Genomic DNA, 14,270 nt, shown 5'->3' on the forward strand with positions numbered 1-14,270 from the left:
TCCTTCATCCTTTGTCCTCAACAAAAACCCTATCTTTGCGGCTATGGCTGTAACTTTTGAAGATTTTAATTTTAACCGGCAGATCCTGAACGCCATTGCTGACGCCGGTTACACCGAAGCTACGCCGATACAGCAAAAAGCTATCCCGCCAATAATGAACGGGCAGGATGTAATGGGTATAGCGCAAACGGGTACGGGTAAAACCGCGGCCTATGTATTGCCCATTTTAATGAAGCTGAAATATGCGCAGGGCGATAATCCACGGGCATTGATCATTTCGCCAACGCGCGAACTGGCCATGCAGATTGAGGAGAACATAAAAGCCTTTGCCATAAATACCGACTTAAGGGTAGTAGTGTTATTTGGCGGCCTTGGCCCCAAAACACAAATAGAAAATATTAACAAAGGTGTTGATATAATTGTGGCCACCCCCGGTCGCTTTTTAGATATTTACATAGCCGGGCATATTGTTACCAAAACCATTACCACACTGGTATTGGACGAGGCCGATAAGATGATGGATATGGGCTTTATGCCGCAGATAAACCGGATCTTAGAGGTTGTGCCTGTAAAGCGCCAGAACCTGCTGTTCTCGGCTACCATGTCTGATAAGATCCAGGAGCTTTCGCATAACTTCCTGGAGTTCCCTACGGTGATAGAAGTAACCCCGCAGGCTACCACTGCCGAAACGGTAACCCAGCAACTGTACCATGTTCCCAACGTTAAAACCAAGATCAACCTGCTAAAAACCCTTTTAGATAAAGAGGGCGATATTAAAAAGTTGATGATCTTTTGCAAAACACGCGTTGCTGCAGAGGATGTATATAAATTTTTGCTCCGCAAGTTTGGTGATAAAGAAGTAAAGGTTTTGCATGCCAACAAAGGGCAAAACACCCGTATCAACTCCATCAACTCGTTTAAAAACGATGAGGTGAAAATATTGGTGGCAACAGATGTAGCATCGCGCGGTATTGATGTAAGCGATGTAAGCCACGTTATAAATTTTGATGTACCTGTGGTGATTGAAGATTATGTGCACAGGATAGGGCGTACCGGCCGGGCATATAACTCGGGCGTAGCCATGACGTTCTGTACACCATCTGAAGAGTATTACATTAACAAAATACAAAAGCTGATCAGGCAAACTATCCCGGTTTATGCCATGCCCGATGCTGTTTTTGTTGAGGAAACCCCTTACGAGGAGCGGCAGGATCAGGCTAAAGAGATAGACATGCAAAAGCGCAAGGAAGACCCGGACTTTAAAGGGGCTTTCCATGAAAAGAAATCGCTTGCGCAGATCAAAAAATTTGAAGCCGAAAAAGCTAAAAAACAACCTAATAATCCAAAGAACAAGAAACCTGTTAAACATGGCGGACAAAAACGATCTGGCAGAAAGCGTTGATCAACCCAGAAAATTCAGAATTAGCCCGTTAAACTTTGCCAGCGCGGCCCTGTTTATCCTTGCCGGGTACATTTTTTTGAACGGCGCCAAAATTACCGGCAGCCCTTATGAGCATTGGAGCGGTACCATCAGCCTTATTTTTGTGCTGTTTGGGGTAGTTGTGTCATTGCTGGATATAATTTTCCGTAATTTCTTTGCTCAAACCAAAAAACTATGGATTGTAGAGCTAAGCTTTATAACTTTGGTGGTAATTATATTTTTAATTGTTAAATAAAAAGAATGAAGACTGCTGAAATAAAGCTGACGATACAACTTGACGATAATAACGTACCCGAGAACATTTTATGGGAATCAACCGATTCGCAGAATAAAGAAGCCCTGCCGGTAAAATCAATTATGCTGGCCCTGTGGGATCAAAGCTATAAGAACACACTGAGGATTGATCTTTGGACAAAAGATATGCCTGTTGATGAGATGAAACGCTTTTTCTATGAAACCCTGCAAACCATGGGCGATAGCTTTTTACGTGCTACCGGAGAAACCAATATTGTAGAAGACCTGCGCGATTATTGCGCCCACTTTGCCGATAAAATGGAGATCAAAAAATAAAAATGCGCCCTTCATCACTCATAGCATTATTGGGCTTTATTTTACTTATTGCAGCAACTTATTGCCCAATGCTGCGTGTGTTCCATGTTGCCAACTGGAACGTTTATAAACTTAACCAGCCTTACGGCATTGTTATAATGCTAACAGGTGTTATTGGTATTTTATGTACAGCGCTTAATCAGCTAAAAGTAACCCGTATTGCAGCCTGGACTTCGCTGGTGTTGGTAGTGCTGCTGTACATAGCCGCGGTGCTGAAAGTTAAAACCACTTTCAGCTTTGTGCCTTTTAAAGGATTAAACGGCTTTTTAACCAGGCAAATCACATTTAAATGGGGCTGGTTTGTATTATTTGCGGGGGCAATAATATCTGTGCTGGGTGCTGTATTTGCGCCAAAACCAACCTATATCCGTCCGGAGTAATTCCTTACCACCTGTATGTTTATTAAGTAATTGTATATTAGGTTACGAATAAGTTTTTTTAAACATATTTGTAATATATATTAAACCGTATAACTATCCATGATCAATTTTTCTTTTCGTAACCAGGTATTAGCAGGTTTTGTAGTCTCCATAGTACTTGTTTTGCTGGTTGGTATATTGTCTTATAAAAGTATCAATCAGTTAGAAGATGATACCGTTTGGGTGAATCATACCCAAAAAGTAATTAAAACCTCCAACAATTTATTACAGCTGCTTATTGATGGCGAAACCGGCATGCGCGGGTATGGTGCAACCGCAAACAAGGCATTTCTTGATCCTTACAACTTTGCGGTTCCCCGGATCAATGAAAGTTTAATGCAGTTAAGCCAGCTTACAGAGGATAATCCTACGCAGGTAAAGCGAATTGATACTATTAAACTTCTTGTAGCCAGGCAAATGGCCGTTTTAAAATTGAATATTGAAACACGCGAGAGCAAAGGACTTGATTACATGCTTGCCAACCGGATGTTTTTGAACGGTAAGGGTAATATGGATAGCATCCGTGATATCAATGGAAGAGTTATAGAAACGGAGAATAGCTTACTTGCCCAGCGAAAAGCAGCTTCAGAAAAAGCTTCCCAGGATGCTATTTTAGTTATAGTTATAGGCTCGGCGATATTCCTGTTGATAATTATAATCATGTTCTTTTATATCCAGGCAACGTTTGCCCGTCAGAAAAAGATAGAAGAAGAAGTAAGGGTTGCCAACCTTGAACTGGAGAAAGTACTGGTTGAAAACAAATCAAAAAACTGGCTGCTTACCGGATCGGGGTTATTAAATGAAAAAATGCAGGGCCAGCAAAATGAAAGGGAACTGGCACAAAACATACTTACAGAAGTAAGCAGGTATGCCAATGCCATTACAGGTACCTTTTATTTATATGACGAGGCAGAAGAACGCCTTGATCTGTGCGCGTCTTATGCCTTTAACAACCCGGGGGCTTTAAAGCAACACATCCGTATATCTGAGGGCTGGATAGGCCAGGCTGCAAAAGACGAAAGGGCCGCCCTGGTTAAAGGTAAACTGAATGATAAGCTGGAGTTGGGTACATCGTTATTACAGGATGAGCTGATAGAAACCTTTATTGTTCCTTTCTTTTTTGATAAAAAGCTTAAAGGAGTTATAGAAGTTGGTTTCCGTGATGAAGTAAAGGAAGAGGTAAAGGAATATATATTGCTAATTGCCAATGATATTGGTATAGCGGTGAACACTGCACAGGCACGTTCCATAATGCATGACCTGTTCGAGGAAACGCAGCAACAGGCAGAAGAGCTGGAAGCACAGCAGGAAGAAATGCGTGTAACCAACGAGGAACTGATGAACAAAACAGAAATGTTGCAGGCATCAGAAGAAGAGTTGCGCGTACAGCAGGAAGAGCTGCGCACCATTAATGCCGAATTGGAAGAAAAAGCCAGTTTGCTTGAAGAAAAGAACCAGGCTATTGAAGAGGCCCGCCAATCCATCAGCATAAAAGCTGATGAATTGGAAACAACCGGTAAATATAAATCGGAGTTTTTGGCCAATATGAGCCATGAGCTGCGTACCCCGTTAAATAGTATTTTGGTATTGGCCCGTATACTTAGGGATAACAAACCGGCTAACCTTTCAGAAGACCAGGTGAAATATGCCAGCGTAATTTTCAATGCCGGTAATGATCTGCTAACACTTATTAATGATATTCTCGACCTGTCGAAAATTGAGTCGGGTAAGCTGGAAATGCATAACGAGAAGATAAAGGTATCTGAGATATTGGCAGATATGCAATCCCTGTTTGCGGAGTTTGCCATCAACAAAAAAATACATTATAAAACCAGCGCCATTGATGTGCCGGCAACCATTTTTACCGATAAGGTAAGAGTTGAGCAGGTGATCAAGAACCTGTTATCAAACGCGTTTAAATTTACACCGGAAAACGGCTCTATAAGTATCACTGCTGCACCCGGCCTGCGCGAAAAAACAGTAAGTTTCACCATAAAAGATACCGGTATTGGTATAGTCGAAGAAAAACAAAAGATCATTTTTGATGCGTTCCAGCAGGCAGATGGTTCAACCAGCCGTAAATATGGCGGTACAGGCCTGGGCCTCTCTATCAGTAGGGAACTGGCTTCGTTACTGAGTGGTAATATTACCCTTAAAAGCGAGCCGGGAGTGGGGAGTGAGTTTATACTAACACTGCCATTTGAGGCTAAAGCTGTACCTGTAGAAGATGTGGTGCAAACTGTTGATAGCTTTACGCCATCGCCCGGTTTTTTAAGTAAGGCTGTTAAAGAAACCGATGGCTCAAATAGGGAGCCATTAGTGGTGATTGTTGAAGACGATAAGAATTTTGCCAGCATATTAGAGGATTACGCCCGTGATCATGGATATAAATCTGTAATGGTAAATGAGGGCACCAACGCTGTAGAGATCATAAAAGAACAGCAGCCCGATGCTGTAATACTTGATATTATGCTGCCGGGTAAAGATGGCTGGCAAATATTGAAGGAATTGAAGGCGGATGAGGCTACGCTGCACATTCCGGTACATCTCATGTCGGCAGGTGAAGCCGCGGCTAACCGGGTACGCAAAGAGGGTGCTATCAGCTTCCTTAAAAAGCCGGTAAATACCGAAACTTTAGATAAGTTATTTGGCGATATTATGGCCAACAGCGGAACCCGGTTTACCCAGATATTACTGGTTGAAGACCATAAAACGCAAAGCCAGGCATTAAAAGATCTGATGCAGAGCCAGGGTATTACCGTTGACCAGGCATTTGATGGCGAATCTGCCTTCAGGATGCTGCATGAAAACGAATACCAGTGCGTGATACTTGATCTTAACCTGCCTGATATATCAGGGCTTGACCTGTTAGATAAAATTAAAGAGGTTGACCGTTTCGCGTCTCTTCCGGTTGTTATTAATACCGCTATGGAGCTTGATAAAACATCAGTAAACAGGCTGATGCAGTATGCCAATGCCATGGTAGTAAAAACCAGTAAATCATCAGACAGGCTGATAGACGAGGTAAACCTGTTCCTTAACAAAATAAGTGAAACAGGTATACACACTACCGGGGTAAATAATACAGGCAAAACCAAAATAATTACCAAAGGTAAAGATGCTATAAAAGGTAAAAAGGTGCTTATTGTTGATGACGATATGCGTAATATATTTGCCTTAAGCAGCGCCTTAGAGAGTTATGAGCTTAACGTGGTTATAGCCAATGATGGAGAAGAAGCCATTGCCAAACTGGAAGAGATAACCGATATTGATATTGTGCTGATGGATATTATGATGCCTAAAATGGATGGTTACGAAGCAACAAGGCATATTCGTAAGCAAAACAAATGGGCAAAACTTCCTGTTATTGCATTAACTGCAAAAGCAATGAAAGACGACCGTGAAAAATGTATAGCAGCCGGTGCCAATGATTATATTACCAAGCCGGTTGATATGGATAGGCTGATTGCATTGATGCAGTTGTGGCTGGATAACTAATATGAATGCTGCAACAAGTAAGGATACATTAACAGCGCCGCAAATAATTGAGCTGATTGATCTTGTTAAAAAGATACATGGGTTTGATTTTAGCGATTATACCAAGGCTTCTTTAAAAAGAAGGATTGACCGTATAATGATGCTTAAAAAATTAAGCTTTTATGATATGAAGCATGTGCTGGTTAATGATTCGGGCTTTTTCCAGAATTTTTTGGAAGAAATTACAGTTAATGTTACCGAAATGTTTCGCGATCCGGTATTCTATAAAGCGCTTAACAACCAGGTATTGCCCTACTTGTCCACCTATCAGCATATAAAAATTTGGTGCGCGGGTTGCTCATCGGGCGAGGAGGTTTATTCGCTGGCTATTTTGCTGAATGAGGAAAAACTGAACAAAAAATCATTCATCTATGGTACCGATATTAATACCGAGGTGTTGAAAGAAGCGCGCAAAGGTATTTACAGCCTGCGTAAAATTAAAAGCTACGCCGAAAACTATTTATTTACTGGTTTGCCGGGGTCAATAACAGATCATTTTACAATTATGTATGATGCAGCGGCCATACATAACGAATTGAAGGATAATACGTTGTTTTCTGTTCATAACTTAATATCTGATACCGTTTTTAATGAGTTTCAGATGATAACCTGCCGGAATGTTTTTATTTACTTTGAAACAGAATTGCAGGAACGCATCCTTGATCTGTTTTATAAAAGCCTTTGTCCCCTGGGTTATTTATGTCTTGGGAATAAGGAAACTATCAGGTCGGATTTTTTTCGAAAGAAGTTTAAAGTGATCAATCAGAAAGAAAATATATACCAAAAAATTGGCTCTTAACAGCGATATCATAAAGCATTGGCAAAACTCAAAAGTATTGCTTATTGGTGGTTCGGCAGGGTCATTTAAATTGATATTTAAACTGGTAAAATCTTTTCCGCATGATCTTAACAAAACAGTTATTATTGTTATTCATCGTAAAAGGAATTTTTTTAGCGAGATAGAAAAACTGTTTGCAGAGAACAGCAATATGTTATTGCGTGAAATTAGCGATAAGGAAAAAATAGAAAGTAACGCCATCTATATTGCCCCGGCTAATTATCATACACTAATTGAAAGCGACGGTTATTTTGGCCTTGACGTTTCTGATGCGGTATGGTACTCAAAACCATCAATAGATGTAACCTTTGAGAGTGCTGCCGACGTATATAAGAAAAACTGCACTGCTATATTGCTTTCCGGCGCCAACCAGGATGGGGCAGAAGGGCTACTGAAATTACGGGAAAACGGCGCTTTAACAATAGCGCAACATCCTGAAGATGCTGAAATGGCTGATATGCCGCAGGCCGCTATCAACATTAAAGCTGCTGAATATATATTACGTACAACTGAAATTTTTGAGCTACTACAAGATACTTGACCCCTACATGAAACCCCATGACCCCAATAAATATCCTTATTGTTGATGACAGAGAGGAAAATATAATTGCCCTCGAAGCACTTCTGAAACGTAATGATATACGTTTGTTTACCACTACCTCGCCTAATGACGCGCTAAAAATAGCGTGGGAGAATAATATATCCATAGCTCTTGTTGATGTTCAGATGCCTGAAATGGATGGCTTTGAACTGGTTGAGATGCTAAAATCAAACCCGCGCACCAGAGATATCATGGTGATATTTGTTACCGCTATATCTAAAGAAAGCAAATATGCAGTTAAGGGTTTCGGCGCCGGTGCTGTTGATTATTTGTATAAACCGCTTGATCCGTACATAACATCGGCTAAGGTTGATGCCTTTATACAGCTTGCCCGCCACCAGGCCGAAATTTTAGAAAAGAACGAAGAACTGCAAGCTTATGCCATTGTAGTTAAAAACAGTGCCGATATTATCTGTTCTGTTGATGCGGGTACTTTGCGGATAAGCACCATAAACCCTGCTGTTGAACAAATTTTAGGCTACAAGCAATCGGAGATGCTGGGCAAAAACATTGTTGATATGGCAATTGATTCTGAACAGGGCGCCATGCGTAAAAAGCTGGGCGGTATTATAAAGGATAACCTCAGCTTTGCAACCTTTGAATCTCAGTTTATCACTTTTGATAAACGCGTTATATGGACAGAGTGCCGGGCATCATACCGTAACAAGGTGATATTTTTGAATATCAGCGATAGCTCACCGCAAAAGAGCTACCAGCAGCAGCTTATCAAATCAAAAGAAGCGGCCGAGTATGGTAAAAAAGTAAAGGAGACATTTTTAGCTAATATGAGCCATGAACTGCGTACACCGGTTAATGGAATTATTGGCTTAACCAATATGCTCCGTAAATCCGGCGTTAACGAGCAACAGGCTAGTTTACTGGAAATGATGGAAACATCGTCGCGCTCATTATTGGGTGTGATAAATGATGTACTGGATATTTCAAAAATAGAAGCCGGTAAATTTAATATTGTACGTACGCCAGGCAACCTGCGCGAAATTATAAGTATGGTTTATGGCCTGTTGAAATTTAATGCTGATGAAAAAGATATTGAATTTATACTGCAGATAGATGAGGATGTGCCCGAAGGGTTAATGATTGATTCGTTAAGGCTTAACCAGATCCTGATGAACCTTTTAAGTAATTCCATTAAGTTTACATCACACGGTTATGTTAAGTTGAAAATATCGGTACAGCAAAAAACAGATGAGAGAGTTAAGCTGGAATTTACTGTTGGAGATACCGGGATAGGCATCCCGGCAAACAGGCTATCAAAAATATTTGAATCATTTGAACAGGCCGAAGAAGATACTGCCAGTAAATATGGTGGTACAGGTTTAGGCCTGGCTATTGTTAAAAAGCTTGTTGAACTAAAGGGTGGTGAGCTATCAGTGATGAGCGAAGCGGGTAAAGGCAGTGAATTTAGTTTTACAAACTGGTTTAACATAACTGCTAACCCTCAAGTTAAAGCCCCTGCGAAAGCCGGAAAATTACTTGCCCAGTTTATAAACGTAAGGGTTTTAGTTGCCGAGGATAATGTGATAAACCAGTTTATGCTTTCAAAAATGCTGAAGGACTGGAATATAACATTTGATGTTGTTGATAATGGTGCCGATGTAATTGAATGGTTGAAGAAAAACGATTATGACCTGGTATTAATGGACACCCATATGCCCGGCCTTAACGGTTACCAGGCAGCAAGAAGCATCCGCATGGATTTTGAAGAGCCCAAAAGGAGTGTGCCTATCATATCGCTATCGGCTGCAGCTTATGAGCACGAGCATCAGGAAGCTATTGCAGCAGGAATGAATGATGTTTTGCCCAAACCATTTGAGCCCCATCAGCTGCATGAAAAAATATTGAAACTGTTAAACGGTAATAATAGCTCTAAAAAGGTAGTTTAGTTTGCCCGGTACCCATAACACGGGCTTCGTGCTCTAACAACCATTGCTTGCGCCATAGGCCGCCGGCATAGCCGGTAAGGCTGCCATTGCTGCCAATTACACGGTGGCAGGGCACTACAATCCATAAATTATTTTTTCCGTTAGCTGCCGCGATAGCGCGGATAGCCAGCGGGTTTTTCATTAGCTGTGATTGTTGCAGGTAGGTAATGGTTGAACCATATTTTATTTGCAGCAACTGCTGCCAAACTTCCTGCTGAAAACTTGAACCGGGTTGTTTTATGGGCAGGTCAAAATCTTTGCGCTCGCCCTCAAAGTATTCACGCAGTTGTTTAATCGCCTCTAAAAGGATAGGGGAGTCGGTTGTTGTTTCTTCCAGTTCCTCATCCCTGATAGATACTTTTGTAATGTAACCATCCTCGGCCACAATAAGGGCAATGCCAACAGGCGTGCGGTAATATACTTCCTGCATTTTGTTATTCAGTTTCGGCCTTTACCAGCGATTTTAAGTATACTTTACTCATACGGCCGGTAATGAATTTTTTTGGTAAAAAGTTCATCATTACGTTGCCAACGCGGTTTAACCAACCGGGTACATAGTTGTATTTACGGGTAATAAAGGCGTGCAGCCCTTCTTTAGCCGCCTGGCTCACGGGCATTAACCAGCCTTTAAGATCATTAAATTTGGTATTATCCGTCATCTCGGTAGCAATGCCGCCGGGCGCGAAAACAGTTATAGAAAAATCAGGGTTCTTTAATTCATAATGCAGTGCGCCGCCAAAAGCTGTAATAAACGCCTTGGTTGCCGAGTAAGCTGCCTGGTATGGCACCGGGAAGTAACCGGCCATACTTGATATCAGCATAACGCCGCCTTCGGTACCGGGTTGGTCAAAGTAGTTCACAAGGCTATTGGTCATGCGTACCACACTTATCACGTTGGTTTTTAAAATGCTTTCAAAGTCGGCCCAGGGTAAATCGGTATGCCGGCCAAAGTAAGTTACCCCCGCATTTAAAATAGCACCATAAAGGTTATTACCGGCAATACTTTCGGTAATAACACGGTCGGCTTCTTCAGGTATCGAGAGATCCGCTACAATAATCTTAACCTGTATGCCAGCAGATTTTTCCAGTTCGGCTTTTAGCTGCTCCAGTTTATCGGCACGACGGGCAGCTATAATAAGGTTGGCCTTAAAGTTATGCGCCAGCTGCCGGGCCATTTCCTGCCCAAGGCCAGATGATGCCCCTGTAACCAATACCCACTTATTTTTTAACTGCAAATTTTTCATTAGCTCTAATTTCAAAGGCAATAATAGATAATGTATTTTAATTCAATAGCATTTAACTTTCCACTTTTCATCTTCAACTTTTTACTTTACACTTTCAACTTTTCACTTTATAATAAAACTATATTTGCGCTATGAAACTCATGGGGCAAACCTTTGAACTGTTAAAGAAAGAGATAATACTGGAATGGCGCTCAAAATACGCCTTTAATGGCATTTTACTTTATATAGTTTCTACCGTATTTGTTTGTTATATCTCCTTTAACCTTAATCCCGGTTTTAAGGGCAGCCAGGGGTATCCCATAGTATGGAACATTTTGTTCTGGATAATTATGCTGTTTGCCTCTGTTAACGCCATTGCCAAAAGTTTTTTGCAGGAAAGTAAAAGCCGGTTGCTTTATTATTACTGCATAGCGCATCCGCAGGCAATTATTTTATCAAAAACCATTTATAACGCCCTGCTAATGGGGTTGTTAAGCATACTGGCATTCATTGTATATTCAGTGTTTTTCACTAATACAGTTAACGACCTGTTCTTTTACTTTGTAATAGTGCTGCTGGGCAGCACCAGTTTTTCAACGGTGTTCACCATGATATCGGCCATTGCATCAAAAGCAGGTAATAATGGTACGCTTATGGCCATATTAAGTTTCCCGGTAATTATCCCGGTTATATTGCTGCTGATAAAAGTGAGCAAGGCCGCAATGGACGGTATTGACAGGAGCCTGAGTTTAGGGAGCATAGGTGTGTTATTAGCTATTAATGTTATTGTTATCGCATCTTCATTAATACTTTTCCCTTATTTGTGGAGAGATTAGGAGCCTCGCCCCGCCCTCTCCAAAGGAGTAAAGCCTCACCCCGCCCTCTCCAAAGGAGAGGGAGTAAAATAAACATTGGTCTTAAAGTCCTCTCCTTTGGAGAGGATTTAGGTGAGGCATTGTATCATTTTAATTGTAAAAGGATTTTTCATCTGCACTTCATATTTTTTTACTTTATTAGCACCCTTAAAACCCTTATTAGATAATGCGCCGCTGGTGGTTTATAGTAGTTTGTATATTGTTGCCATTTAGCGCTTTGGCACAAAGCGGAGTTATTACGGGCAAAATTGTCAATGCCTCCTCAAAAAGCCCCGTGCAAAGGGCAAGTGTGTTTTTAAGTAATGCCACTTTTGGTACAGCCACAGCAGATGATGGTACTTTTAGTTTGCGTGGCGTTAAGCCCGGTCAGTATGACCTGGTAGTAACCACGCTGGGTTATGAAGAGTATTCCCAGAAAATATTGGTAGGCTCGCAGCCAATTAGTCTGAATATTGAATTGACCCCAAAGGTAATGATGATGAAAAGCGTCACCATTATCAGCAATGCCGATTGGAAAAAGAACTACGAGCAGTTTAAAAAAGATTTTATCGGGACGAATGATAATGCCAAGCACTGCAAAGTTTTAAATCCGCGTGTGCTTGATCTGATCTATTACCGCAAAAAGCAAGTGTTAGAGGCATCTGCAGATGAGTTTTTAATAGTGGAGAATGATGCGCTGGGTTATCGTACCAAATTTTTACTAAGCAGTTTTAACAGCAACAATATAACGCATACGGTGGAATACTCCGGCAAGGTGCTTTTTGAGAACCTGCCCGGCAGCGATGCGCAAAAGAAAAAGTGGAAACAAAAGCGCGAGGACACTTATTACGGGTCGGCACAGCATTTTTACAGATCGCTATATAAGAACAAACTTGCCGATGAAGGCTTTGTGATATATAATTTTAACCGCGTACTTAACCCGCAGCGCCAGCAGGAAGAACTGATACAGCGTAAGCAAAAGCAATTTAGGGAAACTAACCGCGATTCGGCCATTTATTGGAACAACCAGGCCGATATACCTAAATGGGCGCAGGAAAACCTGATGAAACCACCCTTAACAGCTTTAGAGGTTTTACGTAAAACCGCGCAGGAAGGGGTGTTTGTTATCACTTTCCCGCATTTGTTATATGTAACCTACACCAAAAAGCGCGAGGAAACCTATTTTAAGGATATTTACCGCCCGCTTGATATGCCGAATTATGAAACCAGCGTAATAACGCTATATCAGCCCTATTCGGTTTTTGATATGAATGGTACGGTAATAGGGAATGCTCCGCTTTACGAAGGCACGTGGTCAAAAGCCAAACTGGCCAATCTGCTGCCGGTTGATTATGAGCCGGGGGACTGATGGTTGCTCATTGGTCATTAAGTCATTGTGTTTGCCTGCAACGGTCTATTAGGCCATTCCATAATATAGTTTTATAATCTCAAACCCTTATACAGATTAAAGGGCGAACTATGTCATTGCGAGGAGCGAAGCGACGCGGCAATCCCGTAGCCAATGTATGATCGAATTGCATACGACGAGATTGCCACGCTATCGCTCGCAATGACATGGTCGGATACAGGTTAAAGGGCGAAATATGTCCTCACAATTGTAAAGGTTAGATAATTCGGTAATCGAAAAAGACCATGGCCGGTACGCATTTCAATGCATACCGGCCATGGTCTTTTTAGCCCGTGAATTGGGTTGATGCTTTATTTGGCTGGCGTAATAATAATATTCCTGTAGTCTATAGGGCCGTGGTCGCCCTGAATGAGTAGCGGGCCCGGTTCGCCTTCTTTACTATCAATAGCACCTCCCGTAAGTCCCGGAATTTCCTGATTGCAGATAACCATTGTACCGTTTGCAACGATGGTAACCAGCCTGCCTACCAGTGTAATGTCGTATGACTGCCATTCATCCGGGTTTTTCGCCATCATCTTATTTGGAGGAAGAAAACCGTAAACTGAGCTGAACTGGTTGTTAATAGGTTCTGGCTCGCCGCTTTTGGTATCAATTACCTGTACCTCATACCGGCCCCGCAGGTAAATGCCGCTGTTGCTGCCCTGCTTGTAACGGAATTCAATGTGCAGTTTAAAATCGTTGTATGTTTTGTCAGTTATCAAATTAGCACCAGATTTAAGGCTTCTTAAGATGCCGTTTTCAACTGTCCACTGATTTTTGCCATCGGTATGCCAGCCCTTGGTATCTTTTCCGTTGAAAAGTTTTACTGCCTGCCCCCAAACAGGCGCTTTTGTCCGGATGAGTAATGGCGCGCGAACGCCGGTGAAGGGATAGGTTTTACCATCGGTATAGACCATTGTGCCCTTAAGCGTATTGCCGGCCACCTCAAATTCAAAATCCATATTGCGGTTACCCGGTTCCCATTGCGGCGGAATGGAGAAGCTATATTTACCCTGATTTGGCTTCACTTCAGATATAGGCCGCGCGCTGCCAAAAGCATATGTAAAACGACCGATAAGGGTATGTGTCCCGGATTTTTGAACTTCTAACCATGAAGGCAGGCTTTTCCCATCTTTTTCTATTGTAACGTCCCATCTGCCTATAACGGCAGGAACCTCCGCGATAGCCAAACGATTAACCGAGGCATTAACGGTTGAAAAAAAGAACAATGCCAAAATAAGTTGCAGACCTGTAAAACGGGAAATACGTTTACTGTTTAAAACCGATAATTTTTTCATATGCTGTAAAGTGAGTGCTAAATCTACAAACTTAATCAACAATACAAAAAAGAGAATCGTTCTTATTTTGGTAGATGCAGAGCAATTTGGGGATAATTT

At 41.7% G+C, this 14,270-nt stretch carries 13 protein-coding genes; 10 read left to right on the top strand and 3 right to left on the bottom strand.

Translation table 11 applies throughout. The features are described from left to right. The first annotated feature begins 43 nt into the window (after positions 1 to 43). The 8 genes from WC743_RS01525 (at position 44) to WC743_RS01560 (ending at position 9,349) form a co-directional block, all read left to right on the top strand. Positions 44 to 1,402 carry a DEAD/DEAH box helicase gene (locus WC743_RS01525; protein WP_373009961.1) on the top strand — a complete coding sequence of 453 codons (1,359 nt, stop codon included), beginning with the start codon at positions 44 to 46 and terminating at the stop codon, positions 1,400 to 1,402. Next, on the top strand, positions 1,368 to 1,676 hold the full coding sequence (locus WC743_RS01530) for a hypothetical protein (RefSeq protein ID WP_373009962.1): 309 nt from the start codon (positions 1,368 to 1,370) through the stop codon (positions 1,674 to 1,676). The genes WC743_RS01525 and WC743_RS01530 overlap by 35 nt, the downstream gene beginning before the upstream one ends. Before the next feature lie 5 nt (positions 1,677 to 1,681). Further along, the gene (gldC, locus tag WC743_RS01535; RefSeq protein ID WP_373009963.1) at positions 1,682 to 2,011 is read left to right on the top strand and encodes a gliding motility protein GldC; all 330 of its coding nucleotides are present in this window, start codon (positions 1,682 to 1,684) and stop codon (positions 2,009 to 2,011) included. A 2-nt stretch (positions 2,012 to 2,013) separates the two neighbouring features. Then, positions 2,014 to 2,430, top strand: a complete 417-nt coding sequence (locus tag WC743_RS01540; RefSeq protein WP_373009964.1) for a hypothetical protein — start codon at positions 2,014 to 2,016, stop codon at positions 2,428 to 2,430. 99 nt (positions 2,431 to 2,529) lie between these two features. Next, entirely contained in the window at positions 2,530 to 5,967 is a 3,438-nt protein-coding gene (locus tag WC743_RS01545) for a response regulator (protein ID WP_373009965.1), read from the top strand. Position 5,968: 1 nt separating this feature from the next. After that, positions 5,969 to 6,805 carry a protein-glutamate O-methyltransferase CheR gene (locus tag WC743_RS01550; RefSeq protein WP_373009966.1) on the top strand — a complete coding sequence of 279 codons (837 nt, stop codon included), beginning with the start codon at positions 5,969 to 5,971 and terminating at the stop codon, positions 6,803 to 6,805. Next, on the top strand, positions 6,795 to 7,385 hold the full coding sequence (locus WC743_RS01555) for a chemotaxis protein CheB (RefSeq protein WP_373009967.1): 591 nt from the start codon (positions 6,795 to 6,797) through the stop codon (positions 7,383 to 7,385). The genes WC743_RS01550 and WC743_RS01555 overlap by 11 nt, the downstream gene beginning before the upstream one ends. Positions 7,386 to 7,402: 17 nt before the next feature. Then, entirely contained in the window at positions 7,403 to 9,349 is a 1,947-nt protein-coding gene (locus WC743_RS01560) for a response regulator (protein WP_373009968.1), read from the top strand. On the opposite strand, the gene WC743_RS01565 is transcribed toward WC743_RS01560, so the two are convergent. Together WC743_RS01565 and WC743_RS01570 are read right to left on the bottom strand one after the other, a co-directional pair. Continuing rightward, positions 9,333 to 9,818 (bottom strand): methylated-DNA--[protein]-cysteine S-methyltransferase, encoded by a 486-nt coding sequence (locus WC743_RS01565; RefSeq protein ID WP_373009969.1) that lies wholly within the window; start codon positions 9,816 to 9,818, stop codon positions 9,333 to 9,335. The genes WC743_RS01560 and WC743_RS01565 overlap by 17 nt on opposite strands. Before the next feature lie 4 nt (positions 9,819 to 9,822). Next, positions 9,823 to 10,632 (bottom strand): SDR family NAD(P)-dependent oxidoreductase, encoded by an 810-nt coding sequence (locus WC743_RS01570; protein WP_373009970.1) that lies wholly within the window; start codon positions 10,630 to 10,632, stop codon positions 9,823 to 9,825. Positions 10,633 to 10,763: 131 nt separating this feature from the next. Between WC743_RS01570 and WC743_RS01575 the strand changes: the two genes are divergently transcribed. Next, the gene (locus tag WC743_RS01575; protein ID WP_373009971.1) at positions 10,764 to 11,447 is read left to right on the top strand and encodes a heme exporter protein CcmB; all 684 of its coding nucleotides are present in this window, start codon (positions 10,764 to 10,766) and stop codon (positions 11,445 to 11,447) included. A gap of 205 nt (positions 11,448 to 11,652) precedes the next feature. Then, positions 11,653 to 12,834: a carboxypeptidase-like regulatory domain-containing protein gene (locus WC743_RS01580; protein WP_373009972.1), complete on the top strand. Its 1,182-nt coding sequence runs from the start codon at positions 11,653 to 11,655 to the stop codon at positions 12,832 to 12,834. A 350-nt stretch (positions 12,835 to 13,184) separates the two neighbouring features. On the opposite strand, the gene WC743_RS01585 is transcribed toward WC743_RS01580, so the two are convergent. Then, positions 13,185 to 14,171, bottom strand: a complete 987-nt coding sequence (locus WC743_RS01585) for a DUF1080 domain-containing protein (protein ID WP_373009974.1) — start codon at positions 14,169 to 14,171, stop codon at positions 13,185 to 13,187. Positions 14,172 to 14,270 lie beyond the last annotated feature (99 nt).

Origin of the sequence: Mucilaginibacter sp. (genome assembly GCF_041660805.1) — a bacterium.
In the GTDB taxonomy this organism is placed as follows: domain Bacteria; phylum Bacteroidota; class Bacteroidia; order Sphingobacteriales; family Sphingobacteriaceae; genus Mucilaginibacter.

Excerpts from the sequence above, each read along its gene's own strand:
- WC743_RS01525 (WP_373009961.1), top strand. The coding sequence starts at position 44 with ATGGCTGTAACTTTTGAAGATTTTAATTTTAACCGGCAGATCCTGAAC.
- WC743_RS01530 (WP_373009962.1), top strand. The coding sequence starts at position 1,368 with ATGGCGGACAAAAACGATCTGGCAGAAAGCGTTGATCAACCCAGAAAA.
- gldC (WP_373009963.1), top strand. The coding sequence starts at position 1,682 with ATGAAGACTGCTGAAATAAAGCTGACGATACAACTTGACGATAATAAC.
- WC743_RS01540 (WP_373009964.1), top strand. The coding sequence starts at position 2,014 with ATGCGCCCTTCATCACTCATAGCATTATTGGGCTTTATTTTACTTATT.
- WC743_RS01545 (WP_373009965.1), top strand. The coding sequence starts at position 2,530 with ATGATCAATTTTTCTTTTCGTAACCAGGTATTAGCAGGTTTTGTAGTC.
- WC743_RS01550 (WP_373009966.1), top strand. The coding sequence starts at position 5,969 with ATGAATGCTGCAACAAGTAAGGATACATTAACAGCGCCGCAAATAATT.
- WC743_RS01560 (WP_373009968.1), top strand. The coding sequence starts at position 7,403 with ATGACCCCAATAAATATCCTTATTGTTGATGACAGAGAGGAAAATATA.
- WC743_RS01565 (WP_373009969.1), bottom strand. The coding sequence starts at position 9,818 with ATGCAGGAAGTATATTACCGCACGCCTGTTGGCATTGCCCTTATTGTG.
- WC743_RS01570 (WP_373009970.1), bottom strand. The coding sequence starts at position 10,632 with ATGAAAAATTTGCAGTTAAAAAATAAGTGGGTATTGGTTACAGGGGCA.
- WC743_RS01575 (WP_373009971.1), top strand. The coding sequence starts at position 10,764 with ATGAAACTCATGGGGCAAACCTTTGAACTGTTAAAGAAAGAGATAATA.
- WC743_RS01580 (WP_373009972.1), top strand. The coding sequence starts at position 11,653 with ATGCGCCGCTGGTGGTTTATAGTAGTTTGTATATTGTTGCCATTTAGC.
- WC743_RS01585 (WP_373009974.1), bottom strand. The coding sequence starts at position 14,171 with ATGAAAAAATTATCGGTTTTAAACAGTAAACGTATTTCCCGTTTTACA.